This is a genomic window from Sphingomonas sp. GW821-FHT09E03 (assembly GCF_059416225.1).
The window spans coordinates 214,742-239,090 of sequence record NZ_JBWKOS010000004.1; the positions used below are offsets into that span (position 1 = coordinate 214,742).

A 24,349-nucleotide genomic window follows, 5' to 3' on the forward strand; every position below is an offset into this window, starting at 1 on the left:
CCCTAGCTTTGCTCCCTCGGCTGCAAGCCGGGCTTGTGGGCGGCGAGCAGCGCGGGCGACAGCTCGAACAAGCGCGGCCCGCTGGTGTAGAGCAATGCCGCCTCGATCCGCCGGCCGGGGAAGATCACACCAAGCGCGATCGCATAGGCAGCCATCTGGCCCAGATGGTAGGAGGGGATCTCGCCCTCGTCGGTCGGCGGGCGCCGCGCCGTCTTGAAGTCGACGATCCTAATCCGGTCGGGCGCGATCAGCAGCCGATCCACCGTACCCGACACGACCAGCCCGCCCTCGATCGCCGCAGTGATCGGTGCTTCCGCCAACGCATGCGACCCGAACAGCTCGGCCAACGCCGGATCGTCGAGCACGGCGAGCACATCCGCCAGCAGCCGGGCGCGATGCGCAGGATCGGCTACGCCGCCTGCTCCCGCCAGCCAGCGATCGGCCGCCGCCGCACGGTCGCCCGGGTGCACCGGCGGCAGCCGCTCGAACAAGGCGTGGAGCAGCCGGCCGCGCTCGGCAGCGGCGCGCATTGCCGGGCTTGGCGGTGGATCGCTGACCTCGTCGTCACCGAGCGACGATGGCGCAAGCGGGCGCGACGGCCGCGCTTCCTTGGGCGCCTGCTCGAGCGCCCACGCCGGCAACGGCTCCTCGGCAGGCGCCCTCCCCTGCGGCACCGGCTTGGCCTTGACCGGCTCCTGCGGCACGGTGCCGACGAATCGGCGCGAGCCGTCTTCCGCCGCGACGCCCAAGGCGGTCAGCGCGCGATCGGCGGCGGCATACCAGCTCATCGTTGGCGGCACGCCCTTGGCACGCGGGCCGAGCGCGCCGCCGATCACCAGCCGCTCCTCGGCGCGGGTGGCAGCGACGTAAAACAGCCGCCAATGCTCCTCCAACTCGCGGTGCTCGATCGCGGTGATCGCCGCATCGAGCGGCCCACCGCGTTCCGCCGAGCGCGGGCGGAACACGGGAATGGCGGCGGCACCGGGCTCGGGCGCCCATTTGACCAACGCCCGCGGCGCGGCGGTGGGATCGACGGTGGCGTCGGCCAGGATCACCAGCGGCGCCTGCAGGCCCTTGGCGCCATGCGCGGTCATTACCCGCACCGCATCGAGCGGCGCCGAGGGATCGCGGACGATCTCGACATCGCCGCGATCGAACCAGTCGAGGAACCGCTGCAGCGACGGGGTAGAGGTGGTCTCGAACGCCAGCGCGGCGTTGAGCAGTTCCTCGATCGGGTCGCGCGCCTCGGCGCCGAGCCGGCGGATCAGTTTGCGGCGGCCATCGAGCGAACCGGAGAGCAGCTCCTCGAGGAACTGATAGGGCGTGGCGAAATCGGCGCGCCCGAGCATCATCCGCAACGGCGCTAGCCGCGCCTCGCTCAGCGTGGTGCCGAGGTGCCGCCACAGGCTGCCCGACGGGCGCGGTGCGGCCTGCATCAGTTCGTCCTGGCTCCAGCCAATCAGCGGCGACACCAGCAGCGCGGCGAGCGACAGATCGTCGTCGGGTTGGAGCACGAAGCGGATCGCCGCGAGCAGATCCTGCACGGCGAGCGGCGCGTTGAGTCGCAGCCGGTCGACCCCGGCCACCGACACGCCCTCGGCATAGAGGCGCGCGACGATCAGCGAGGCAAGATCGCCGCGGCGCTTGACCAGGATCATCACGTCCTCGGGCCGCAGCGAACGCCCCTTGCTCTCGAGCATCAGCCCGTCGGCCAGCCAGTCCCGCACCGCGCGCGCCACCCGCGTTGCCTGTTCGCGGACGGTATCGTCGATCCAGCTCTCCTCGTCCTCGTCCGCGCCGCCGGCCACGACGGGTGGCCACAGCTCGACGACACCAGGGCCCTTGACCTCGCTCGCATGGGTCTCGACCTCGCCGGCGATGCCGAGCCCCGGCTCGCCGATCGCGCCGATCGCGGCATCGACGAATTCGAGCACGGTGCGGGTTGAGCGGAACGAATGGGTGAGCGACAGTTGCTCGAACGGCAGGCCGCGCTCATGCTCGGGCCATTGGTCGTCGCCCTCCACCTCGGCGGCGCGGCTACGGAAATGGCCCTCGGCCCAGCGGAAGTTGATCGGATCGGTGCCCTGGAAGCCGAAGATCGCCTGCTTGAAGTCACCGACGGTGAACAGCGTCCGCGTCGACGGCGCATAGATGCCGCGGCCGACGAAGAACTCGCCGGCCAGCGCGGTAACGATCTTCCATTGGCTGAGATTGGTATCCTGCGCCTCGTCGATCAGCACATGCTCGGTCGCTTGGTCGAGCTTGTAGCGGACCCACTCGCCGATGCCCGGCTGCTCGAGCAGCGCCACGGTGACCGCGATCAGATCGTCGAAGTCGACCGCACCGGTGCGGCGCTTGGCGGCAGCGTAAGCGCGGGCATAATCGCGGCCGACCTCCAGCGCGTCGGCGAGCAGATCGGCATAAGCGGCGCGCTGGGTGAGCGAGAGCAACGCCAGGCACTGGTTGCCGAGCTCGGCGGCGAGGTCCTCATAGTCGGGCTCGTGGTCGAGCTGCTTCTTGGCGACCTTGCGCGGTTCGCCCTTGCCGGTGAACACCGCGTCACGCAAATCTTTGAGCGTCATCGCTCGCGAGTCCGGCGCCGCGGCGAGCCAGGTTTCGAGCTTGGTGGCATGGCCGAGCCCGGTCGCCGTCGCCCAGGCGCGATTGGCGGCGGCAAGGCGGCCGATCACGTCCGCGTCGATCTCGTCGCACCCGGCGGCGATCGCCTCGCCGATGTCGCCCTGCGGCAGATCGAGCGTGCGCCGGAGCCAGGGCTGGATGCCCGAGGGTAGCGCATCCAAGGCCGTTAGCGACCGCGCGCAGGCGAGCAGGAAGTCTTCCGCCCCGCCCTCGCCCATCCGCAGGCTGAGCGCCCCGATCGTTTCGATCGGGCGCTCGCGGCCCTGACGCTCGGCATCGGCGAGCATCCCCGCCAGCGTCTCGCGGGCGAGCACTGCTTCTTCACGCGGCTCGAGCGGCCGGAAGCCCGGGGTGAGGCCCGCTTCCACCGGGAAGGCTGCGAGCAGGCTCTGGCAGAACCCGTGGATGGTCTGGATGCGCAGGCCCCCGCCGGGCGCATCGAGCACTCCGGCAAACAGCGTGCGTGCCCGCGCCTGCATCGCTGGCGTGGCGCGTTCGCCAAGCGCCTCGAGATCGGCAGCAAGCTGCGGCCCCGGCATCCGTACCCAGGCGGCAAGCCGGTTGCTGATCCGCTGCGCCATCTCCGCGGCACCGGCCTTGGTAAAGGTCAGGCAGAGGATCGCGCCCGGATCGACGCCGCGCAGCAGCAGGCGGAACACGCGCGCGGCGAGCACCTGGGTCTTGCCGGTGCCCGCCGAGGCGGACAGCCAGACGTGCGCCTGTGGGTTGCTGGCGGCGGCCTGATTGCCCTTCAGCCGCGGCAGGGTGCCGAGCGCGTCACTCACGGCCATACCATTCGTCGCGACGCATCAGCTGGTCATACTCGGCATAAGGGGCATATTCGGGGACGAGCTTGGCGGTGAACGGCTCGGCGCCGGTGAGCCATTTGCCGACCGCATCGACGAAATTGGCCATGGCGATGGTGGTGAACTCGGCGGTGACGATCCGGTCGCGCTTGCCGTCGGGATCGACCGGTGTCGCGACATAGCCGAAGGCGTCGCGGTTCTTGCCGAGCGACCAATATTCGAATGCCTGCGCCTTGCCGTGCAGCCCCTCGAACCCACCGCGTTCGGCAATCGCGCCGAGCAGGCCGAGCTGGAGGCTGTAGCCGGCGCGGACCGCCGCGGTGGAGGGCGGCTTGCCGGTTTTATAGTCGACGATGGCGAGGCTGCCGTCGGCGAGTCGGTCGACCCGGTCGTAACGCCCGGTCAGGGTGATGCCGGCGACGGTGATGCTGCCCTTGCCCTCGGCACTGGCGACGATGCGGTCCGTCTCGGCTTGCGCGCCGACCTGGCCGGCGATCCAGTCGATCGCCTCCATCAGCCGCGGCCGCCACAAGGCGCGCATCATCGGGTGGGTGCGCTCGTCGTCGAGCATGGCGATGGCGCGGCCGTGGAGCGCATCCACCGCACAGGCGTCGAGCTTCCACCATTGTTCGAGGATGTCGTGAACCGCGGTGCCGCGCCACGCCGCCGACGGATCGGCGTCGACCGGGTCGAGCGGCATCAGCCCGAGCACGCGGCGGGCGTAGAAGGAATAGGGATCGGCCTTGAGGCGATCGATCTCGGTGACCGAGATCGCCTTGGGCCGCTGTTCGGCGGCGAGCATCGGCGCGGGGCGGGGCGCCGGCGCATAGTCATGCGGCTGGTCGAGCGCGTGCGACCAGCGTTCGAGGGCGCTGGCCCGGACGAAGCGGTCGCCGGCCATCGCCTGCAGCCGCAGCCACAGGCGCGAGGCCAGCGCCGGCGACGCGGCATCGCGGCGCGCGCGCGTGACCAGCACCTGGGGAGCGCCGAGCGCCTGGCCGAAGTCGTGAGCGGCGACACCGACGCCGCGCTCCAGCCCAGGCAATCCTAGTGTCGCGCGGATCTTGGGCGCGAGCCACGGATCGGGCGCAGGCTTGCCCGGCCAGACGCCTTCGTTGAGGCCGCCGAGCACCATCAGGTCGGCGGTCTGCAACCGCGCCTCGATCGCGCCGTAGATCGCAAGCCGCGGATGCGAGCCGGGCGGCGGCCGCACCGCGACTTCGTCGAGCAGCCCGCGCAGCAACGGCGCGAGCCCGTCGGGATCGATGAACGGCGGACCGTTGCCGGCTTCGGCTTCGAGGTCGGCGAGAAATTCGGCGGCGGCACGACCGGCCGGCCCGGCCCACAGTTCGTCGCCGCACAGGGCCTGCGCGGTGGTGCGCAGCACCTCGACCAGCGCCGCTGTCGGCTGGCGACCGATGTCGACCGCAAGCTCGATCGGGCGCAGCAGACCGGCGACATCCAGCCACCAGTCGCCGGGCGTGCCGCGCTTCTCGGACAGATGCGCGGTGATCCCGTCGAGCCCGGCGGCAGGACGGGGCCCGCGCAGCCTGCGATCGAGGGAGCGCGCGCCATCAAGCCACGACAGGCGCTCGTCGCCGCTGCGCACCAGCGGGTGCTTGACGAGCGCGAGCAGCGCCATCGGCGCGAACCGCTGCGCCGCCGCCTCGGCGAGCGCGAGCAGCAGCGTGCCCGGCGGCAGGATCGACAGCGGCCGCCCCGCGGTATCGTCGATCTGGATGTTCCAGCGCTTGAGATGGGTCGCGACGCGGCGCGCGAGCGCCCGATCGGGCGTGACCAGCGCCGCAGTCCGCCCCGCTTCCTCAAGCGCCCCCCGCAACGCCAGCGCGATCGTCTGCGCTTCCTCAGCGGGCGTTGCGAGTTCGGCGGCGCTGACCCCGACCAGGCGGCGGTCCTCGGCAGCGAGATCTGTCCATTTGCCGGTGAAGGCGGCAGGAGCGAGCGCGTTGGCAATGGCGCGCCCACGCGCCGCGCCGCCATCGGGACCGCCGCCATCGCGCCAGCGCGCCACCTCGCCGCGGCCGACGCCCATCCGGTCGAGCAGCAGCTTGAGGTGGAATTGAGGATGGGTTTCGATCGATCGGCGGACGACCCCGGTGACGGGATCCGGCCGGTGTGGCCCGAGCGCCTCCCACTCCTCGTCAGGCAGCGCGAGATCAAGCCCGGCGAACACGGTCATGCCACCCGGCGCCTCGGCGACGCAGCGCATCAGCCGGGTCACCGCAGGCGCCGGATCGGTGATGCCGGCTGCGCAGAGGAAGCCGGTGGGCGGCGTCTCGCGCCAGCGCGCGACCAATCGATCGAGCAGGATCCTTCGGCGGGTCGCCGCATCGATCAGGCCCAGCCGTGCGAGTTCGGCCGGCCAGCGCTCGATGACGATGCCGAAGGTAGCAAGCGCGCGCTGCCAATGCTCGGTCAGCTCGGGCGCGAGATCGATGTCGCGGAGTCGCTCGGGCGCGATCTCCTCGACCAGCAACTGATCGAGCGTGCCGCACAATTCGCCGGCGAGCCGCACCGCCTCGGCGGTATCGATCGGGCTGCCGCTGCGCTGGCGTTCCTCGAATACCAGCCGTGCAAGGATCATCCGCCGCTGCATCGGAGCGACCGCAGGCGGTGGCGGATCATCGTCGGCGGGATCAAGGGCGATGCCGACCGCCTCGCCGAGATCCGGGCTCCCGAGCGCAATCAGCCGGGGCAGCAGCAGCCCGCCGCCGCTGGCGCGCACGAACGCATCGGTGATCGCGCGCACGGCGCGGTTGTTGGGGAGCAGCACCATGCCCCGGGCGAGCGCCAGCGGGTCAGATCCTGCCCGGCGCATCAGCCCGGCGACGAGCGCGTCGGCAAAGGCGCGGTGCGAGGGAATGGTGAACAGCTGAGGCTTGGCGGCCTCAGCCATCAGCGATCATCGCCTCGGTCTTGGGAATGGCGGCAGGCGTGCCGACATCGAACCACAGGCCCTGGTGGACCTGCGCGTAGGCACGGCCCACGGCGATCGCGCGATCCCAGAACAAATTGGTCGAGAACGGCCCCTCGGGCCAGGCCGCGATGATCCGCGGGTGGATGATCTGGATCCCGGTGTAGACAAATGGCGCGGTGCGGCCGGGCTTGCGGCGGCTGGTGATCCGCCCGTCGGCGGCGACGTTGAAATCACCCTGCCCCTTGTGGTTGTTGGCGCGGGCATAGGGCACCACCAGCAGCAGCGCGTCCATCGCCGCATCGTCCCAGCGCGAGGCGAGCAGCTTGATCGCGTCGACCGGGCCATCCAGCCAGAGATTGTCGCTGTTGACCACCAGCACCGGCTCGCCGCCGAGCAGGCCGCGGGCCTGGACCAGCCCGCCGCCGGTTTCCATCAGCTGCGGGCGCTCGTCGGAGATCACCACCTCGATGCCATCATCGCGATTGCTGACATGCGCGGCCAGCGTGTCGGCAAGGTAATGGACGTTGACCACGGCGCGCTTGATCCCCGCCGCTGCGAGGCGATCGAACACATGGTCGATCAGCGGCTTGCCCGCGACCTCTACCAGCGGCTTTGGGCGGCTCGCGGTCAGCGGCCGCATCCGCTTGCCAAGACCGGCCGCCATCACCATCGCGGTGGTCGGCACCAGCCCACCCGGATCCGGGCGCAGGCTACGCTGCTGGCTCATCGCGCCAACACCAGCGGGTCGCCCCGCCGATCGGCGGGGATGTTGGCAGCGAACCAGGCGGCGACCGGCGCCAGTACCGGCTCGGCGAGGTCGCGCTCCAGATAGGCCCAGACCCGCGGGCACAAGGCCGCATAGCGCGCCTTGCCGTCGCGCCGCCACAGCCGGGTAAAGATACCGATGACCTTGGCGTTCCGCTGTGCACCGAGCACATGATAGGCCTGCATGAACGCCGCCTCCGCGCCGGTCGCAGCCCGATAGCGGGCGAGCATTTTCTCCTCCACCGCGGGCGCGACGTCACGACGCGCATCCTGGAGCAGCGAGACGAGATCATAGGCAGGGTGGCCGGCGAGCGCGTCCTGGAAGTCGAGCAGCCCCAGCCGCCGGTCGGGGCCAACCAGCATCAAGTTCTCGGCATGATAGTCGCGCAGCACGGTAACGGGCTCGGCGGTTAGCGCGTGGTCGAACACGGCGTCCCAAGCATCGCGATAACCATCGAGATCGGGCACGATGCCCACCGCATCGCAATACCAATCGACGAACAGCGTCACTTCTCGGTGCAGCACGGCGCGATCGTAGGGCTGCAGTGCGCCCGCGGGCTGCTTGGCCAAGGCCACGAGCAGGTCGACTGCGGGTGCGTAAAGGGAGAGCTCGGACGACGGCTCGGCATCGGCCGCCTCGCACAGGCGATCGTCGCCGAAATCCTCGATCAGCACGAGGCCCTGCTCGAGATCGGCGGCATAGATGGTCGGCGCGGCAAAGCCATGGTCGTTTAGCCACTCGGCGATGGCGATAAACGGTCGCGGATCCTCATGCGGCGGCGGAGCGTCCATCAGGATGGCGCTGCGATCCCCCGCGTGCACCCGGAAATACCGGCGGAACGAGGCATCGCCAGCGAGTGGCCGGATCTCCCCGCCCCAGCCGTGCGCATCGAGAAAGGCGGCAGCGCCGGCGGGCGGGATCATATCGGCCATCGCGGCTTCCATGACGCGGGGACCTGCGCTGTCAAGATTCGTGCGCCGTCTTGAGCAGTCTCCAGGTGCAGCGCCAACGCGTCCGGCCACCAACCGGGCGCCCGCTCGGGCCATTCGATCACGATCAGCGAATCGGAGCGTGCATCGTCGAGACCGAGCTCGTCGATTTCGCCGGGATCCTCGATCCGATACAGATCGACATGCAGCACCGGCAGCCGGGTCTCGGGTGGCGCATAAGATTGGACGATCGCGAAACTCGGGCTTGGCGCCTCGCCGATCAGCCCCAGGCTGGCGAGCAGCCCGCGCGCGATCGTGGTCTTGCCCGCGCCAAGGTCGCCACTGAGGGTGATGACATCACCCGGGCGCACCAGGGACGCCAGCCCCGCCCCGAACGCCTCGGTCGCTTGGCTATCGGCCAAGCGGGTCATCGACGCGGCAGCTCGATGGTGACCAAGGTGCCCTCTCCTGGTTCGGAGACGAGATCGATGCTGCCGCCGTGCGCCTCGACGAACTGCTTGGCGAGCGGCAGGCCGAGCCCGAGCGCCCGTTCGCCGGTCGGCTGCATGCCTGGCGCTGCGAATCGGTCGAACGCGCTGGCGACAGTGGCCGTGTCCATCCCGAAGCCATCATCCGACACCACGATTCGCGCCGCGGTGGCGCTGCCGTCGGCGTGGAGCAGCACGCGGCCGCCCTCGGTTGTCCCGGCAATGGCGTGGCGGAGCAGATGCTCGATCACCTCGCGCAGCCGCCGCGGATCACCGGTTACCCGACCCACCGAGCGGGATATCTCCAGCGCGAGATCGAGCTTCCGGCGCTTGATCGCCGGCATCAGCGTGTCAGCCGCCGCCCGCGCAATGGCGGCAAGATCGACATCCTCGCGCTCGATGTCGGCGCTGTCGCCGCCGCGGGTGAGATCCAGCACATCGTCGACGAGCAGTCCTAGCCGCTCCACCGAGTCGAGGATCGCTTCCACATAGCCTTCCGCCGCGGTGGAGAGCTTACCGGCGTAGCCGCCATGCAGCATCTCGGCGAAGCCGCTGATCGAGGTTAGCGGCGTGCGCAGTTCGTAGCTCATGTTGGCGACAAACTGCGTCTTGACCTTGTCTGCCGCCTCAAGCGCATCGGCGCGATCGCGCAGCGCCTGTTCGGCGCGCCGGCTATCGGTGATGTCGAGCATGGTCAGCAGCGCATTGCCATCGGGCAGCGGCACCGCGGCAAACTCGAAGTGGCGCCCATCGGCGAAGGCGACCCGCCCGGTGCGCTGCTGGCGCTCGGCAGTGGCGGACTTGACCAGCTCAGGGATCAGCACCGCGCGATTGGGGGTGGCAAGCTTCGCGGCCGCCGCTTCGGCAAAGGTATCGACGCGCGGATGGGCAGCGAGGAATTCCTCTTCAAAGCCCCACAGCGCGCGCATCCGGTTGTTCCACAATTGTAGCTTGCCGTCGGTGGCGAACACCGCAAGCGCCTCGAACAGATTGTCGAAGGTCGCGGTACGGACGCGCAGCAGCGTATCGCGGGCACTGGCGAGCTGGACCTGCTCGGTCCGATCCTCGAAGATGAGGAGCAGCCCGCCGTCAGGCAGCGGCTGAGCGACCACACGCAGATGGGTGCCGCCGGTGAGGTGCCAATTCTCTTCGGTGGCGCCGTCGCCTGGCACGAACCATTCGCGGCGCTCGGCCTTCCAGCCGGGGAAGTCGCGCACCTCGGGCAGCCGATTGGCTTCGCGCATTCGCTCGAGCACGCGATCGAATTCAGGGCGATCCGCCAGCCATTCGGCGCGCATGGCGAACATGCGGCGGAACGGCTGGTTGCAGAACACCAATGACCGGTCCGCGCCGAATTGCGCGACCCCGGCGGAGAGGCGATCGAGCATCGCGCGCTGCGCCTCGGCAAAGCGCTTGGCGCCCGCGCGCGATTGTTCGAGATCCTCGATGTCCACGGCAAAGCCCGCAACACCGCCATTGGGCAGCGGCACGTCATGCACCTCGAGCGAGCGCCGCTCGCCGCTGATGGTGGCAGGAACGATGTCCTGATGCGGGCGGCCGGTGGCGCGGGCCTCGGCGGCTCCGGTTTGCGGCCCGCCGCGCGCCGAGCCCTCGACCAGTTCCACCCCGCGCGCGATCACCTCGGCAGCGCTGCCGCCCTCGACCGCGATCACATAGGCCGAATTGACCATCGACAGCTTGAGGTCGGCGCCGCGGTACCACATCGGCAACGGTGCCGCCTCGATCAGCCCGGTTAGCGCGTCGAAGGCTGCGGCGAGGCGCGACGCTTCGCCGCTCAGCCGGGCGATTTCCGCCTCGGTGTCGGTGGCGTCGAACGCCCAGAGGATGACGGCGCCGGTGGCGCCCAGTTCGCCCGGCGCGCGACTGCCGCGCACGGTGATCGCGCGACCCGAGCCCTGCGGATGGAGCGCGCGGGTAAAGCTACGCCCAGCGCGCTGGGCGGCGAGCACGTCCGCACCGAGCGCCGCGGCCTCGTCGCTGCTGAGGCCGACGTCGTCGCCGACGAGATCGACCATGAAGCGCGGCGCCACCGCGAGGCCGAGCCAGTCGACCATCCGCGCCGGCACCTCGATACGGCCGTCGGCACGGACCAGCATGGCAAGGGCGGGTGCGGCGCTGCGCAGCGCTTCGGCTTCGCGACTGCCGGCGGTAAGCAGCTGGGCCTGACCGCGCAGCCGCCAGCCGGTGAACAACGCCATGCCGGCGCCAGCGATCAACAGCGCCATCACCGCGCCGCATCCAACCGCTGCCATCACCGAAAGCTGGATCAACGATTACCCCTCTGGCGCCCGCGCATGAGCCGCCAAGCACCTCTATTGCAACGCTGCGCGGGGCGAAAGCAACGGCCGCGAGTGTGGGCCACAGCAAAAGGGCGGAGCCGAAGCCCCGCCCTTCATCAGTTCGGCCGGTCCTGCCGCTTAGTAGCGGTAGTGATCCGGCTTGAACGGGCCTTCCACCGGCACGCCGATGTAGCCCGCCTGCTTGGCGGTCAGCTTCGACAGCTTGACGCCGAGCTTCTCGAGGTGGAGCGCGGCGACCTTCTCGTCGAGATGCTTGGGGAGCACATAGACTTCGTTCTTGTAGTTCTCGCCCTTGGTGAAGAGCTCGATCTGCGCCAGCGTCTGGTTGGTAAACGACGCCGACATCACGAACGAGGGATGCCCGGTCGCGCAGCCGAGGTTCACCAGGCGGCCCTTGGCAAGGATGATGATCTGCTTGCCGTCGGGGAACTTCACCAGATCGGTACCCGGCTTCACTTCGTCCCACTCGTAGTTGGAGAGGGCGGCGATCTGGATCTCGCTGTCGAAGTGACCGATGTTGCAGACGATCGCCATCGGCTTCATCGCCTTCATGTGATCGGCGGTGATGACGTCGGCGTTGCCGGTGGCGGTGCAGAAGATGTCGGCGCGCTGGACGGCCTCGTCCATCGTCACGACCTCAAAGCCCTCCATCGCCGCCTGCAGCGCGCAGATCGGGTCGATCTCGGTGACGAGGACGCGGGCGCCGCCGTTGCGGAGCGACTGCGCCGAGCCCTTGCCGACGTCACCGAAGCCGGCGACTGCGGCAACCTTGCCGGCGAGCATCACGTCGGTGGCGCGACGGATCGCGTCGACCAGCGATTCCTTGCAGCCATAGAGGTTGTCGAACTTCGACTTGGTCACCGAGTCGTTGACGTTGATCGCCGGGAACGGCAGCTCGCCCTTCTTGGCGATCTCGTACAGGCGGTGGACGCCGGTGGTGGTCTCTTCCGAGACGCCCTTGAGGTTCTTGACCGTCTCGGTGAGGTAGCCCGGGAACTTGGCGACGAACGCCTTTACCGAGCGCTGGAACTCGACTTCCTCGTCATTCTCCGGCTCGCCGAACGACGCACCGGCTTCGAGCTTGGCGCCCCACAGCGCGAACATGGTGGCGTCGCCGCCGTCGTCGAGGATGATGTTGGCGGTCTGCCCGGTGGTGCCGGCGCCCCAGTTGAAGATGTCGCCGACATAGTCCCAGTAATCGGCCAGCGTCTCGCCCTTGACGGCGAACACCGGGATGCCGGCGGCCGCGATGGCGGCGGCGGCGTGATCCTGGGTGGAGAAGATGTTGCAGGTGGCCCAGCGGACTTCGGCGCCGAGCGCGACCAGCGTCTCGATCAGCACCGCGGTCTGGATCGTCATGTGCAGCGAGCCGGTGATGCGCGCGCCCTTCAAGGGCTGCGACGCGCCGAACTCGTCGCGCAGCGCCATCAGGCCGGGCATCTCGGTCTCGGCAATGTCGATCTCCTTGCGGCCGAAGGCGGCAAGGCTGATGTCCTTGATGACGTAGTCATGCTGGTCGGCTGCGAGCACGGTGGCCACGGGAATTCTCCTCAATCTTCGCTAACATCGCGCATATCGACATGCGCGCAAGCCGCCCAAGTAGCGACCCGCCCGCCCCAAATCAAATATAAAGATATCTTTATATCATGCCTCAGGCGGTGCCGGTGGCGGCGACCAGCAGCCGCGGGTCGATCCCGGCATCGGCAAAGGCTGCGGCCCAGCGCTCGGGCGCCGGGACGTCGAACAGCAGTCGCTCGTCGCCGGGCAGGTTGAACCAGCCCGGCCTGGCGAGCTCGCCATCGAGCTGACCCTCGCCCCAGCCGGCATAGCCGAGCGCGACCACATAGCGGCCCGGCCCCTTGCCCTCGGCGATCGCGCGCAGCACGTCGACGGTGCTCGACAAGGCCCACCGCCCGCCGACGTCGATCGTGTCCTGCCCGCCCCAATCGAGCGTGTGGACGACGAAGCCGCGGCGCGGCTCGACCGGGCCGCCGAAGTGGATCGGCGCATCGGGAGCGACGCCATGGTCAATCTCGAACTGATCGAGCAGATCGTGGAGCCCGAGCCCGTCGATCACCGCGCCAAGGCCGATGCCGATCGCGCCCTCGGCATCGTGCGCGCACATCGCGATCACCGCGCGCTCGAAGTGCGGATCGGTCATCGCCGGCATGGCGAGGAGGAATTGGCCGGACAAATAAACGGGTTGGATCATGATGACCCACCATAGGCGCGGTCCACCCGCGCCACCATGCTTGAATTCGCCGCCCGCCTCGCCGAGGAAGACCCCGCCCGCCAGCTTCGGCGGACAGGAGATGGATGATGACGATCAGCGTCGGCGACCGACTGCCCACCGCAACCCTGGTCAAGGTGACCGCCGACGGTCCCGACCAAGTCAGCACCGACGATTTCTTCGCCGGCCGCACGGTCGCGCTGTTCGCCGTCCCCGGCGCCTTCACCCCGACCTGCTCGGCGCGCCACCTGCCGGGCTTCATCGACAAGGCCGACGAGCTCAAGGCCAAGGGCGTCGACGAGATCGCCTGCACCTCGGTCAATGATGCATTCGTGATGGGCGCCTGGGCGAAGTCCGCCGAGGCGCAGGGCATCACCATGCTCGCCGACGGCAACGGCGCCTTCGCCGAGGCACTCGGGCTGACCATGGATGGCAGCAAATACGGCATGGGCACGCGTAGCCAGCGCTATGCGATGCTGGTCAAGGACGGGGTGGTGAAACAGCTCAACGTCGAAGAGGGTGGCGAATTCAGGGTCAGCTCGGCGGAGTATCTGCTCGGGGAGATGTGACGCTAGCTTGCCCCGCTGTCATGCTGAGCTTGGTTCAGCATCCATGGCCTGCACTGCCCGCTAGCTCGTGGCGACTGGTGGGCCATGGATGCTGAAACGAGTTCAGGATGACGGGAGTGGTTCGGCGCGAGGCCGCGGCCGCCGCCGTCTTGCCTCTGTCACCCGGCCCGCGTAACAATCCCGGATGTCAACTGCATCCCAGATCGTCTCCGACCTCGACCGGCTGTATCGCGCCTCGGTCGACCGCCTTCAGGCCGCGCTCACCGCCTATCTTCGCGATGGCACCCCGCCCGCTGCCGAAGCGCGCCGCGATGGCTCGTTCGCCTACCCCGAGATCCACCTCACCTTCCGCGGCAGCGACGATCGCCCGGCGCCCTTGCGCTCGTTCGGCCGATTGGTGTCGCCCGGCGAGTATCGGATCAGCGTCACCAAGCCGGGGCTGTTCGCGGACTACCTCACCGAGCAATTGACGCTGTTGATCGAGGATTATGACGTCGATGTCGCGGCGGTGGAGGGGCGGCAGGAGATCCCCTTCCCCTATGTGCTCGATCCCGGCCATGCGCTGAGCCTCGACACTGTCTCGGCAACCGAGCTGGCGCGGCATTTCCCCGCCACCGAGCTTGCGCACATCGGCGACGAAATCGCCGACGGGCTGTGGGCGCCGCACGACGAGGTCCGCCCGCTGGCGCTGTTTGACGGGCTGCGCACCGATTTCAGCCTGGCGCGACTGCGCCATTATATGGGCACGCCCGCCGAGCACACCCAGCGCTTCGTGCTGTTCACCAACTACCATCGCTACGTCGACGAGTTCGTGCGCTGGGCCGCCTCGCAGCTGGGGCCGCGCGAGGATGGCAGCGCGAGCCGGTTCACCGCCTTGTCGGGCGCCGGCAACGTGATGATCGAGCGCGCCGAGGACGTCGACACGATCGTCTCCGACAGCGCGTGGCGGCGGCACCAGATGCCGGCCTATCATTTGATGGCCGACGACCGCACCGGCATTACCCTGGTCAACATCGGCGTCGGCCCATCCAACGCCAAGACGATTTGCGACCATCTCGCGGTGATGCGCCCCGAGGCGTGGCTGATGATCGGCCATTGCGGCGGGCTGCGCCCCAGCCAGCGGATCGGCGACTATGTGCTCGCCCACGCCTATCTGCGCGACGACCATGTGCTCGACGACGTGCTGCCGCCCGAGATCCCGGTGCCGGCGATCGCCGAGGTCCAGCAGGCGCTGGCGCGCGCCTCCGAGATCGTCTCCGGGCAATCGGGCGAGGAACTCAAGCGGCGGCTGCGGACGGGGACGATCGTTACCACCGACGATCGCAACTGGGAGCTGCGCTATTCGCGCTCGGCGCTGCGCTTCTCGCTGAGCCGCGCGGTCGGCATCGACATGGAATCGGCGACGATCGCGGCGCAGGGTTATCGCTTCCGCGTGCCTTATGGCACGCTGCTGTGCGTCTCCGACAAGCCGCTCCACGGCGAGCTCAAATTGCCAGGCCAGGCCAACCGCTTCTACGAGCGCGCGATCAGCGAACATATGCGGATCGGTATAGAAACCTGCGAGCAGTTGCGGCTCGAAGGCGCCAAGCTGCACAGCCGCAAGCTGCGCGCATTCGACGAGCCGCCGTTCCGCTGAGGCGCGGTCGGGCCGCCGGCGAGGATGTCGGGGAAACCATCGGCGGTTAATGCGTTACGGTAGCGAATCATTTCAGGGAGCTATAGCCGTGGCCGACGAGACCCCCGACACGCCCAAGACCGACACCCCCGCTACCCCGCGCCGGCGCGCGCCGCGCAAGGCGTCCACCGCGCGCAAGACCCCGGCGCGGTCGTCGGCCGGCAGCTCGCCGGTCGAAGCGGCCGAAGAGGCGGTAAAATCGGCGGTGGAGAAGACCGAGACCACGGCCAAGGCTGCCGTCAGCAAGGCGGAAGGCGCGTTAAGCTCGGCGGCGAAGGCCGTAAAGCCGCGCTCGACCAAGCGCGCGACGCCCCCGGTCGCATCACGCAAGCCGACGGCATCGGCGAGCAAGTCGGCAGGCGCCAAGTCGTCCGCCGCCAAGCCCGCGGCCGCGAAGGCACCGCGCGCCAAGACGAGCCGCAAGTCGCCGGCCCGCAAGCCGACCAAGGCCGGCAGCAACTGGGGCGTCGCCGCCATCGCCGGCGGCATCGCCGCAGCCGGCGCCGCGACCGCGGCTGCCCTGCTGGCGCTGCGGGGCAGCACGCCCAAGGTGCCGCTGCTCAGCGGCAGCGCGCATCAGCCCGACGGCACGGATTCGTCCAAGTCGTTCGAGGCCGGGATCGCCGACGAGAACAGCGTTCCGGAGTGAGATGGCGGGGCGACCGGTTCGGTCGCCTTGACGTCCATGGTGCTACGCGCCGCGGCGTGGCGGCGCGCGCGGCTTGTGGTGGGGCGCCTCGAGAAGACCCAGGCTTGCGCTGGAGTGACGAACGGGAGGAATGACCAGGTCGTTGCCGGTAAACGGCGGCTCACCATCACCGCCCTGCGCTATTCAGTCAGGAAATCCGCGATCTGCTGACCGAGCTCGGGCTTGGTAACTGCGCTCATGTGATTGCCGGGGATTACCGCGGCGCGAGCATGGCGCATCGCGGCGGCGAGATCGACGATCGAACCATTGTCGTCGTCATCGACGCCGGCGACCACCAGGCTTGGCACGGCGATCTGCCGGACCGCGTCGAGCGTGGTGTCGACGAAGGTGTCGAGCACGTGAAGCAGCGCCACCGGATCACCGCTTGTGGTCTTGAGGAACGCCTCGGTCAGCCACTCGCTGCTGCCGCGCTCGTGGCGGCCGAGATTGGTGAGCACATGGCGAAAGTAGTCGCCGCGGCCGGCGGTGTGGAGGATGCCGCGCAGCCCCATGCCGGACAACACCGCACGGCGCGGGGTGGCGCCGTTGGCGAGCATTCGCACACTGGTGCGGGCGCCGAGCGAGTAGCCGGCAAGATCATAGTCGGTGAGGCCGAGCTGCTCGACGAGCGCGAAGCCGTCGCGCATCAGCGCATCGGGCGGGTAGGCCGCGGCGTCATGCGGGCGATCGCTGGCGCCATGGCCGCGCAGATCGGGCATGATCACGCGAAAGCCGCGCGCGGCGATCAGCGCGGCATGGCCGTATTTGATCCAATTGACCTCGGCGTTGGAGAAATAGCCGTGGATGAGCACGAGCGGACGGCCCTCTCCCATCTCGCGCCAGGCGAGGCGGGTGCCGTCGAAGCTGGTGACGTAGCTCGGTTCAATCGGGGAGATGGCCAAGGGTCTCGATCCATTTGTTGCTGATGCGCTGGTTCTGGTCGGTCCGCTGCGTCGGAAGATCGCGCGTGTCCAGCCATTCCGGGTGCCAGCTCTCGACGCCCGAGTGGCTGACCGGGCGGAAGCGCGAGGGATCGTCGAAGCTGCCGACGGTCAGGTCCATCGCCGGATGATCGTCCGATTCATAGGTGAGCGGGGTGCCGCAGGCCGAGCAGAAGCCGCGCTGCGCGAACGGCGACGAGCGATAGCGCTCGGGCGGCTGGGTGGTCCAGGTGAGATCGGCGGTGTCGATGCCCTTGAGCGCGATCGAGATGCCGCCGGTGGCGCGCTGGCACATCCGGCAGTGGCACAGATAGGCGTCGGTATCGGCCACCCGCGCCGCATAGCGGATCCGGCCGCACTGGCAGCCGCCGGTCATGATCGTGGTCATCGCGTCCTCCTTGTCGCGAACAGGGGCCTGCTTGTACCGGACCGAGACGGCGGGCGGCGAGGAATTTGCTTCGCCCTGCTGCGGCAGGGCTGGATCGCGCCAGGCAAACGCGCCAGTAGTGATGGTTCGCCGGCAGAAGCGAGCGATCGGAGAGGTACTCGCCCCATATCACCGAGGTCCGATGCAGCCGCGCGCCGATTCCCTTCCCCTTGGACGTCCCCATAGCGTCGCCGAGGATGCCTATGCGCTGGTGATCGGCTGCGTGCTGCTGGTGCTGGGGCTGATCTTCCTCAAGGCGGCTGGGCTCGTCACCGGCGGCGTCGCGGGGATCGCGCTGCTCCTCTCCTATCTGGTGCCGCTGCCCGCGGGCGTGCTGTTCACGCTGATCAACATCCCGTTCTTCGTGTTCGCGCACAAGGTGATGGGCGGGCGATTCGCGGTGAAATCGATGCTGGTGAACCTCGGCATCGCCAGCTTCTCGGCGCTCTCGCGGGTATCGATCAGCGTCGTCGGCGTGCATCCGGCATTTGCGGCGCTGGTCGGCGGCACCGTGATCGGGCTCGGCATCCTGGTGCTGGCGCGGCACCAGGCGGGGGTCGGCGGCACCGGGGTGATCACCCTGTGGCTGCAGCGCACCCGCGGCTGGAACGCCGGGCGGACGCAGATCGTGCTCGACGTGCTGATCCTGGCGGCGGCGATCCCGGTGGTGAGCGGCAGGCAGCTTGCCTGGTCGGCGCTCAGCGCGGTGGCGATCAGCCTGATCCTGATCGCCTGGCACCGGCCGGGGCGGTACATCGGCCATTGAGCCGGCCATCGTCACCCCGGTGCAGGCCGGGGTGACGGTTGGCAACGCTCAATCGGTCGTGTCGTCTTCCAGCAGGTCGACGTCGAGCGCCGGCGTGTCCTTCTTGAGGTGGCGGCGGCCGAGCAGCTCGGCGATCTGCACCGCGTTGAGCGCGGCGCCCTTGCGCAGATTGTCGCTGACGCACCACAAGGACAGGCCGTTCTCCACCGTCGGGTCCTCGCGGACGCGGCTGATGTAGGTGGCGTCGTCGCCGGCGGCCTCGATCGGGGTGATGTAGCCGCCGTCCTCATGCTTATCGATCAGCATGATCCCGGGTGCCTCGCGCAAAATGTCCTTGGCCTCTTCGGCGCTGATCTCGTCGTGGAACTCGATGTTGACCGCCTCGGAATGGCCGACGAACACGGGGACGCGCACGCAGGTCGCCGACAGCTTGATCTTGGGGTCGAGGATCTTCTTGGTCTCGACCACCATCTTCCACTCTTCCTTGGTGGAGCCGTCGTCGAGAAAGCTGTCGATATGCGGGATTACGTTGAAGGCGATCTGCTTGGTGAACTTGTGCGCCACCGCGGGATCGCCGACGAAGATGTTGCGGCTCTGCTCGAACAGCTCGTCCATCCCGGTCTTGCCCGCGCCCGACACCGACTGATAGGTGGCAACGACGACGCGCTTGATGCGCGCGGCGTCGTGGAGCGGCTTCAGCGCCACCACCAATTGCGCGGTGGAGCAATTCGGGTTGGCGATGATGTTGCGCGCGGTATAGCTGTCGATCGCGGCGGCGTTCACCTCGGGCACGATCAGCGGCACGTCGGGGTCCATCCGGTACAGCGACGAATTGTCGATCACGGTGCAGCCGGCGGCGGCGAACTTGGGGGCATAGACCTTGGTCGCCTCCGAGCCGATCGCGAAGATCGCCATGTCCCAGCCCGTCGGATCGAAATGCTCGATGTTCTGGACCTTGAGCTTGCGATCAGTGTCGCCGTAATCGATCATCTCGCCCTGGCTGCGCGAGGAGGCGAGCACGGCGATCTCGTCCGCCGGGAAGTCGCGCTCGGCGAGGATGTTGACGACTTCGCGCCCGACGTTGCCCGTCGCACCGGCGACGACGATCCGGTAACCCATATTTCTTCTCCGTGGATGCGGATGCGCCGATAGACGCTCGGCTTCCGACATGAAACCCTTCGCCGCCTATCGGGCCGCGAACATTTATTTCGCGGGCTTGTTCTTCACGTTGCGGTCGAGGAACTCGAGGATGGTGTTCCAGACGTGCTGGCTGATCACCGGGCCGCCGACGCGGTGGGTGTAGCCGGGGTAGAACATCATTTCGAACGGCGTGTCCGTCTCCTGCATCCGCGCGACCAACTTGGTGCTGTTGTCGAGGAAGACGTTGTCGTCGGCCATGCCGTGGATCAGCAGCAGCGGGTCCTTGATGTTGGCGGCATCCTCGATCGCGGCCGAGGTGGCATAGCTCGCCGGGTCCTTGGCGGGATCGCCGAGGTAGCGCTCGGTGTAATGGGTATCGTACAGCTGCCAGTCGGTGACCGGCGCGCCTGACACCGCGGCGGCATAGACGCCCGGCGTCTTTTCCAGCATCTTCAGCGACATGTAGCCGCCGTACGACCAGCCATAGGTGGCGATCTTGGCGCCGTCGACGAATGGCAGCGACTTGAGGTAGTTGGCGCCGGCGAGCTGGTCCTCGACCTCGACCGTGCCCATCGCATGATAGATCGCATCCTCGAACGTCTTGCCGCGGTTGTACGAGCCGCGGTTGTCGATCTGGAAGAAGATCCAGCCCTGGTCGACCAGGAACTGCGGCAGCGCGCCCTGCCAGCCGCGGGTGACCTGCTGGCCGGTGCCGGGGCCGCCATAATGCTGGAAGAACACCGGGTATTTCTTGCCCGGCTCGATCTTGGGGGTGATCATCTCCCAATAGAGCGTAGTGCCGTCGACGGCCTTGATCGTCCCGAACTTGGTCTCGCGATGGCTGGCGAGATACGGGTAATAAGGGTGCCCTGGCACGACCGCATTCTCGTTGATCCAGGCGATCCGCTTGCCCTCGGTATCGGCCATATAGACCTGCGGCGGCTGGCTGGGCCCCGAGCGCGAGATGATGAAGCGGGTCGCGGCGGCGTCCATCGACGCGGCATGGGTGAAGCCGCGCTCGGTGAGGCGGGTGATGACGCCCGGATGGGCGATGTCGACCTGGTAGAGCTGCTGCTCGAGCACGTCGTCCTTGGTGCCGGTGAAATAGAGCCTGCCCTTGGCCTCGTCGACCCCGACCAGCCCGGTGACGACCCAGTCGCCCTTGGTGAGCTGGGTCCATTGCCCTGCCTTCCAACGGTAAAGATGGCCGAAGCCGTCGCGCTCGGAGCGCCAGATCAGGCTGCCGTCCTTCATGGCACGATAATCGTCCGACAGGTTGAGCCAGCTGCGCTCCCCCGATCTCTCGGTGAACATCACGTTCGCCTTGCCGGTGGCGGGATCGACGCGGAGCATGTCCAGCGTCTTCTGGTCGCGGCTCTGGCGCTGGACGAGCAAGGTCTTGCCGTCGGGCGTCCAGGCGACGCGGGCGAGATAGATGTCGGGGTCGGCACCGAGATCAACCTTCACCTCGCCCGAGCCATCAGGCTTCATCACATAGAGGGCGACGAGCGCATTGGGGGTGCCGGCGGCGGGATAGCGCTGGTCGTAGGTCTTGGTGCCGGCGGCGCCGATCGAGGCGCGGGTGGCGACATGGACCGGCGCCTCGTCGAACCGCTCGACGGCGATGTGGCGCTCGTCAGGGCTCCACCAATAGCCGGTAAAGCGATGCATCTCCTCCTGCGCGACGAAATCCGCCTCGCCGAAATGAACGGTGCCGCCGCCGCCGGTGGTGACGGCATGGGCGGCGCCGCCGGCGAGCGGCTGGGCGAACAGATTCTGATCACGGACGAAGCTGACATAGCCGCCGTGCGGCGACACGATCGGGTTGAGCTCGCCGCCGGGAGTGCTGGTGAGCCGGGTGACCGTGCCGTCGAGCGCGGCGAGATAGAGATCGCCGTCGAGGGGCACGAGGATGGTCTTGCCGTCGGGCGACCAGTCATAGGCGACGATGCCCTTGGAGCCGCCGATGCGCGCGCGCTCGCGCTGCATCTTCTCGGCCTCGCTGAGTTCGGCGCCAGAGCCGACCTTCTTGGAATCGACCAGCATGCGCTCGGCACCGGTGCTGGTGTCGCGCGCCCACAAGTCGCTGCGCTCCTTCTCGTCGGCGCGCGGCCGCAGGAACGTCAGCATCGAGCCGTCGGGCGACAGCTTGAGCGCGCGCGGCTGCGACCCGGACAGATCGGGGCTGCCGAACACCCGCGCCAGGGTAAGATCGCCGGTGGTCGCAGGGGCGGCGAGCCCCTGCCCTGCCCCGTCAGCGGCCATTGCCGACGTTCCAACCGAGGCCATTGCCAATGCCATCACCCATGCGCGCATCCCACGTCCTTCGCGACCCAACGTCCCGGCGTTCATAAGCCCCGGTTGGCCGACGTAAAGCCGGGTTCGGGATGGTTACCGCGCCGTACACCCTGTCTTTACGTGCTTCTGTATAGAAGCTGGCAGAGAGTGACGTTGCCGTCCGGGTTGGGGATGGCGAAGGATGAGCCGGGGTAGCATGTTGAACACTGTACAGACACGTCAGCACCATAGCGCCTGGGAGCTCGTCACCCGGCTGGGTGCCACGGACGGCAGTGCCGGCCACGCCCATCTCGCCCAGCTGATGGCGGCCAGCGCGCCGCATCGCGATCTCGCCGATGCGGTCCACGCCTTGTGCGACGTCCATGCCCAGCATCCCGGCATGCCCGCCGATGCGCATCTGTGCTGTGCCCAGCCGGATGCGTGCGAGTGGCTCGACGAGGTTGCCGCCGCCTTCGCCGGCGAACGCGCCTATCTTGCCCGGCTCGCCGCCGCCGCCGGGCCGCTGCCCTCGACCCCCGGCCAGGCCGAAAGCGAGGCGGCGATGACCGCCAGCCGCCATGCGCTCGAGATGCTCGCCCGTTCCGAGCGGCGCGGCTGCGCGACCGGCGCGGTGGCGGCGCTGGTGCTCGACTGGACGCCGATCCGCCATCTGCTCGATCGCACCGCGCAGCGCTTCGGTGTCGAACCGCCGCGCTGCACCTTGCCCCGCCACGCGACAACCGCGGCGAGCATCGAGCCGCTCGGCGCGACCCCGGCGACCGAACGCGCGATCACCTTCGGCGCCCAGCAGTTGTTCGCCCAGCATCGTGGGCTGTGGGACCTGCTCGAAGCCCGGGCGCACGCGCGCAACGGCTAAATGTGGCGGCGACTTGAGCCGGCCCACTTCCTCTTCGTCGTGGCTGCGGGTGCGAGTGTCTCTGTCCCGGTCATCCTCAAACGAGTTTGGCATGACGGCTAATATGGCGCGTTCGCCTCTGGTGTACCGCCGCCGCGTTCGCAGCTAGGACATGCCCATGGCGGCGACACGCGTCTGCCGCTGGTGGGGATGGTGATGAAGCGCTTCGACGGCACGCAACGCTATGTCGCAACCGAGGATCTCAAGGTTGCGGTCAATGCCGCGGTGACGCTTCGGCGGCCGCTGCTCGTCAAGGGCGAACCCGGCACCGGCAAGACGGTGCTCGCCTATGAGATCGCGCAGGCGGCACAGGCCGAACTGATCGAGTGGAACGTCAAGTCCACCTCCAAAGCGCAGCAGGGATTGTACGAGTATGATGCCGTCGCCCGGCTGCGCGACGGGCAGCTCGGCGACCCGCGGGTGCACGACATCGGCAATTACATCCGCCGCGGCAAATTATGGGAAGCGTTCACCCGGCCGACGCCCCCGGTGCTGCTGATCGACGAGATCGACAAGGCCGACATCGAATTTCCCAACGATCTGCTCCAGGAACTCGATCGGATGGAGTTCCATGTCTACGAGACCGGCGAGACGGTGCGCGCGGTCGAACGGCCAATCGTGGTGATCACCTCCAACAACGAGAAGGAGCTGCCCGACGCTTTCCTGCGGCGCTGCTTCTTCCACTATATCAAGTTTCCGGATCGCGCGACGATGCAGGCGATCGTCGATGTCCACTTCCCTGGTATCCAGCAGCTGCTCGTCTCGCGCGCGATGGACCTGTTCTACGAGGTACGCGAGGTGCCGGGGCTGAAGAAGAAGCCGTCGACCAGTGAGTTGCTCGACTGGCTGAAACTGCTGCTGCACGAGGACATGCCGCTCGCGGTGCTGCAGGACCGCGATCCGACCAAGGCGATCCCGCCGCTGCACGGCGCGCTGCTCAAGAACGAGCAGGACGTGATGCTGTTCGAGCGGCTTGCGTTCATGGCGCGCCGGCAAGGGCGGTGAGCCGGAGCATCCGCTAAAGCGCACACCATTGTTTGCTCCAGCCTCGGCCGCGGGTGCCCGATACCGTAGTGCCTAACAGCAGAGAACGTCAGTATTACTGAGGCTTGTTACGCTGCCGCAACGGCGGCAACATCTTGCCGCTTTCATCCTCGCTTTACCATTGTCGGCAACCCTGCAGTCACATGACGCCGGCTATCCCGCAGGAATGCGGAGATTTCTTTCCTCATGCGTGATGCGTGCAGCGGCAATGGCGGCGGCAACCTTGGTTGCCGCTCCCGCCAGTGCAACCGCGCTGCTCGACTATGTCGGCCAGTGCGTGCCGTTCGCGCGCGAGGCCTCGGGCATCCAGATCTATGGCGATGCGTGGACCTGGTGGGACAAGGCCGCCGGCCATTACGATCGCGGTCACGTGCCGCGCCCGGGATCGGTGATCGTCTTCGCGAAGACCGCGCGGCTGCCGCTGGGGCATGTCGCGGTGGTGAGCCGCGTCGTCGAGCGCCGGGTGGTGATGCTGACCCACGCCAATTGGTCGAGGCAGAACGGCGAGCGCGGCCATGCCGAGCAGGACGTAACGCTGTACGACGTCTCGCGCGACAATGACTGGAGCACCGTCAAAGTCTGGTATCGCGACAATGACGGGCTAGGTGGGAGCCTCTACCAGGTCGACGGCTTCATCTATGGCGGCCATCCGGCGCGCGGGCTGACCGCGAGCAACCCCGATTATGTCGGCGCGCTGATCGATGCCTATGTGCCGGGGATCGCCTCGCGCTGATCGACCGCGCCAGGGCTGTTCGCCCTCGTTTGGCTGTGGCATCCCTCAGGCTCCT

General features: G+C 68.3%; 19 protein-coding genes. 7 read left to right on the forward strand and 12 right to left on the reverse strand.

The features are described from left to right. Positions 1 to 2: 2 nt before the first annotated feature. From addA to AC07M8_RS11410, 8 genes are all read right to left on the reverse strand, one after another. The gene (gene addA, locus AC07M8_RS11375) at positions 3 to 3,431 is read right to left on the reverse strand and encodes a double-strand break repair helicase AddA (protein ID WP_495174450.1); all 3,429 of its coding nucleotides are present in this window, start codon (positions 3,429 to 3,431) and stop codon (positions 3 to 5) included. After that, positions 3,418 to 6,363 (reverse strand): double-strand break repair protein AddB, encoded by a 2,946-nt coding sequence (gene addB / locus AC07M8_RS11380; protein WP_495174451.1) that lies wholly within the window; start codon positions 6,361 to 6,363, stop codon positions 3,418 to 3,420. Before addB ends, addA begins: the two co-directional genes overlap by 14 nt. After that, the gene (locus AC07M8_RS11385) at positions 6,356 to 7,111 is read right to left on the reverse strand and encodes a nucleotidyltransferase family protein (protein WP_495174452.1); all 756 of its coding nucleotides are present in this window, start codon (positions 7,109 to 7,111) and stop codon (positions 6,356 to 6,358) included. Before AC07M8_RS11385 ends, addB begins: the two co-directional genes overlap by 8 nt. Beyond that, on the reverse strand, positions 7,108 to 8,073 hold the full coding sequence (locus AC07M8_RS11390) for an aminoglycoside phosphotransferase family protein (protein WP_495174699.1): 966 nt from the start codon (positions 8,071 to 8,073) through the stop codon (positions 7,108 to 7,110). Before AC07M8_RS11390 ends, AC07M8_RS11385 begins: the two co-directional genes overlap by 4 nt. Beyond that, entirely contained in the window at positions 8,070 to 8,510 is a 441-nt protein-coding gene (tsaE, locus tag AC07M8_RS11395) for a tRNA (adenosine(37)-N6)-threonylcarbamoyltransferase complex ATPase subunit type 1 TsaE (RefSeq protein WP_495174453.1), read from the reverse strand. The genes AC07M8_RS11390 and tsaE overlap by 4 nt, the downstream gene beginning before the upstream one ends. Then, a complete protein-coding gene (locus AC07M8_RS11400; protein ID WP_495174454.1) occupies positions 8,507 to 10,840 on the reverse strand; it encodes a sensor histidine kinase in 2,334 nt (777 codons plus the stop codon). Before AC07M8_RS11400 ends, tsaE begins: the two co-directional genes overlap by 4 nt. 165 nt (positions 10,841 to 11,005) lie before the next feature. Then, positions 11,006 to 12,418 (reverse strand): adenosylhomocysteinase, encoded by a 1,413-nt coding sequence (gene ahcY, locus AC07M8_RS11405; protein WP_495174700.1) that lies wholly within the window; start codon positions 12,416 to 12,418, stop codon positions 11,006 to 11,008. Positions 12,419 to 12,539: 121 nt separating this feature from the next. Next, positions 12,540 to 13,100, reverse strand: a complete 561-nt coding sequence (locus AC07M8_RS11410; RefSeq protein WP_495174455.1) for a YqgE/AlgH family protein — start codon at positions 13,098 to 13,100, stop codon at positions 12,540 to 12,542. Between the two features lie 107 nt (positions 13,101 to 13,207). Here AC07M8_RS11410 and AC07M8_RS11415 point away from each other — a divergent pair, with 107 nt between their 5' ends. From AC07M8_RS11415 to AC07M8_RS11425, 3 genes are all read left to right on the forward strand, one after another. After that, the gene (locus tag AC07M8_RS11415; RefSeq protein WP_495174456.1) at positions 13,208 to 13,687 is read left to right on the forward strand and encodes a peroxiredoxin; all 480 of its coding nucleotides are present in this window, start codon (positions 13,208 to 13,210) and stop codon (positions 13,685 to 13,687) included. Positions 13,688 to 13,871: 184 nt separating this feature from the next. Next, positions 13,872 to 15,323 carry an AMP nucleosidase gene (locus AC07M8_RS11420; protein WP_495174457.1) on the forward strand — a complete coding sequence of 484 codons (1,452 nt, stop codon included), beginning with the start codon at positions 13,872 to 13,874 and terminating at the stop codon, positions 15,321 to 15,323. A gap of 88 nt (positions 15,324 to 15,411) precedes the next feature. Beyond that, positions 15,412 to 16,011: a hypothetical protein gene (locus tag AC07M8_RS11425; protein ID WP_495174458.1), complete on the forward strand. Its 600-nt coding sequence runs from the start codon at positions 15,412 to 15,414 to the stop codon at positions 16,009 to 16,011. Positions 16,012 to 16,190: 179 nt separating this feature from the next. Here AC07M8_RS11425 and AC07M8_RS11430 read toward each other — a convergent pair whose 3' ends face one another. Together AC07M8_RS11430 and AC07M8_RS11435 are read right to left on the reverse strand one after the other, a co-directional pair. Beyond that, the gene (locus AC07M8_RS11430) at positions 16,191 to 16,952 is read right to left on the reverse strand and encodes an alpha/beta fold hydrolase (protein WP_495174459.1); all 762 of its coding nucleotides are present in this window, start codon (positions 16,950 to 16,952) and stop codon (positions 16,191 to 16,193) included. Further along, a complete protein-coding gene (locus AC07M8_RS11435; protein ID WP_495174460.1) occupies positions 16,933 to 17,379 on the reverse strand; it encodes a GFA family protein in 447 nt (148 codons plus the stop codon). Before AC07M8_RS11435 ends, AC07M8_RS11430 begins: the two co-directional genes overlap by 20 nt. A 181-nt stretch (positions 17,380 to 17,560) precedes the next feature. Here AC07M8_RS11435 and AC07M8_RS11440 point away from each other — a divergent pair, with 181 nt between their 5' ends. Next, complete coding sequence (locus tag AC07M8_RS11440; RefSeq protein WP_267393193.1) at positions 17,561 to 18,184, forward strand: YitT family protein; 624 nt, start codon at positions 17,561 to 17,563, stop codon at positions 18,182 to 18,184. A gap of 48 nt (positions 18,185 to 18,232) precedes the next feature. Here AC07M8_RS11440 and AC07M8_RS11445 read toward each other — a convergent pair whose 3' ends face one another. Both AC07M8_RS11445 and AC07M8_RS11450 read right to left on the reverse strand, forming a co-directional pair. Further along, complete coding sequence (locus tag AC07M8_RS11445) at positions 18,233 to 19,303, reverse strand: aspartate-semialdehyde dehydrogenase (protein WP_495174461.1); 1,071 nt, start codon at positions 19,301 to 19,303, stop codon at positions 18,233 to 18,235. 84 nt (positions 19,304 to 19,387) lie between these two features. Further along, positions 19,388 to 21,640, reverse strand: a complete 2,253-nt coding sequence (locus AC07M8_RS11450) for a S9 family peptidase (RefSeq protein WP_495174462.1) — start codon at positions 21,638 to 21,640, stop codon at positions 19,388 to 19,390. Positions 21,641 to 21,818: 178 nt separating this feature from the next. Here AC07M8_RS11450 and AC07M8_RS11455 point away from each other — a divergent pair, with 178 nt between their 5' ends. The 3 genes from AC07M8_RS11455 to AC07M8_RS11465 all read left to right on the forward strand — a co-directional run bounded on the left by AC07M8_RS11455 (position 21,819) and on the right by AC07M8_RS11465 (position 24,294). Then, positions 21,819 to 22,478, forward strand: a complete 660-nt coding sequence (locus AC07M8_RS11455) for a DUF6975 family protein (RefSeq protein WP_495174463.1) — start codon at positions 21,819 to 21,821, stop codon at positions 22,476 to 22,478. A 195-nt stretch (positions 22,479 to 22,673) separates the two neighbouring features. Further along, on the forward strand, positions 22,674 to 23,522 hold the full coding sequence (locus tag AC07M8_RS11460) for an AAA family ATPase (protein ID WP_495174464.1): 849 nt from the start codon (positions 22,674 to 22,676) through the stop codon (positions 23,520 to 23,522). Between the two features lie 232 nt (positions 23,523 to 23,754). After that, positions 23,755 to 24,294, forward strand: coding sequence for a CHAP domain-containing protein (locus AC07M8_RS11465; RefSeq protein ID WP_495174465.1), 540 nt, complete (start codon positions 23,755 to 23,757; stop codon positions 24,292 to 24,294). The last annotated feature ends 55 nt before the right edge of the window (positions 24,295 to 24,349 follow it).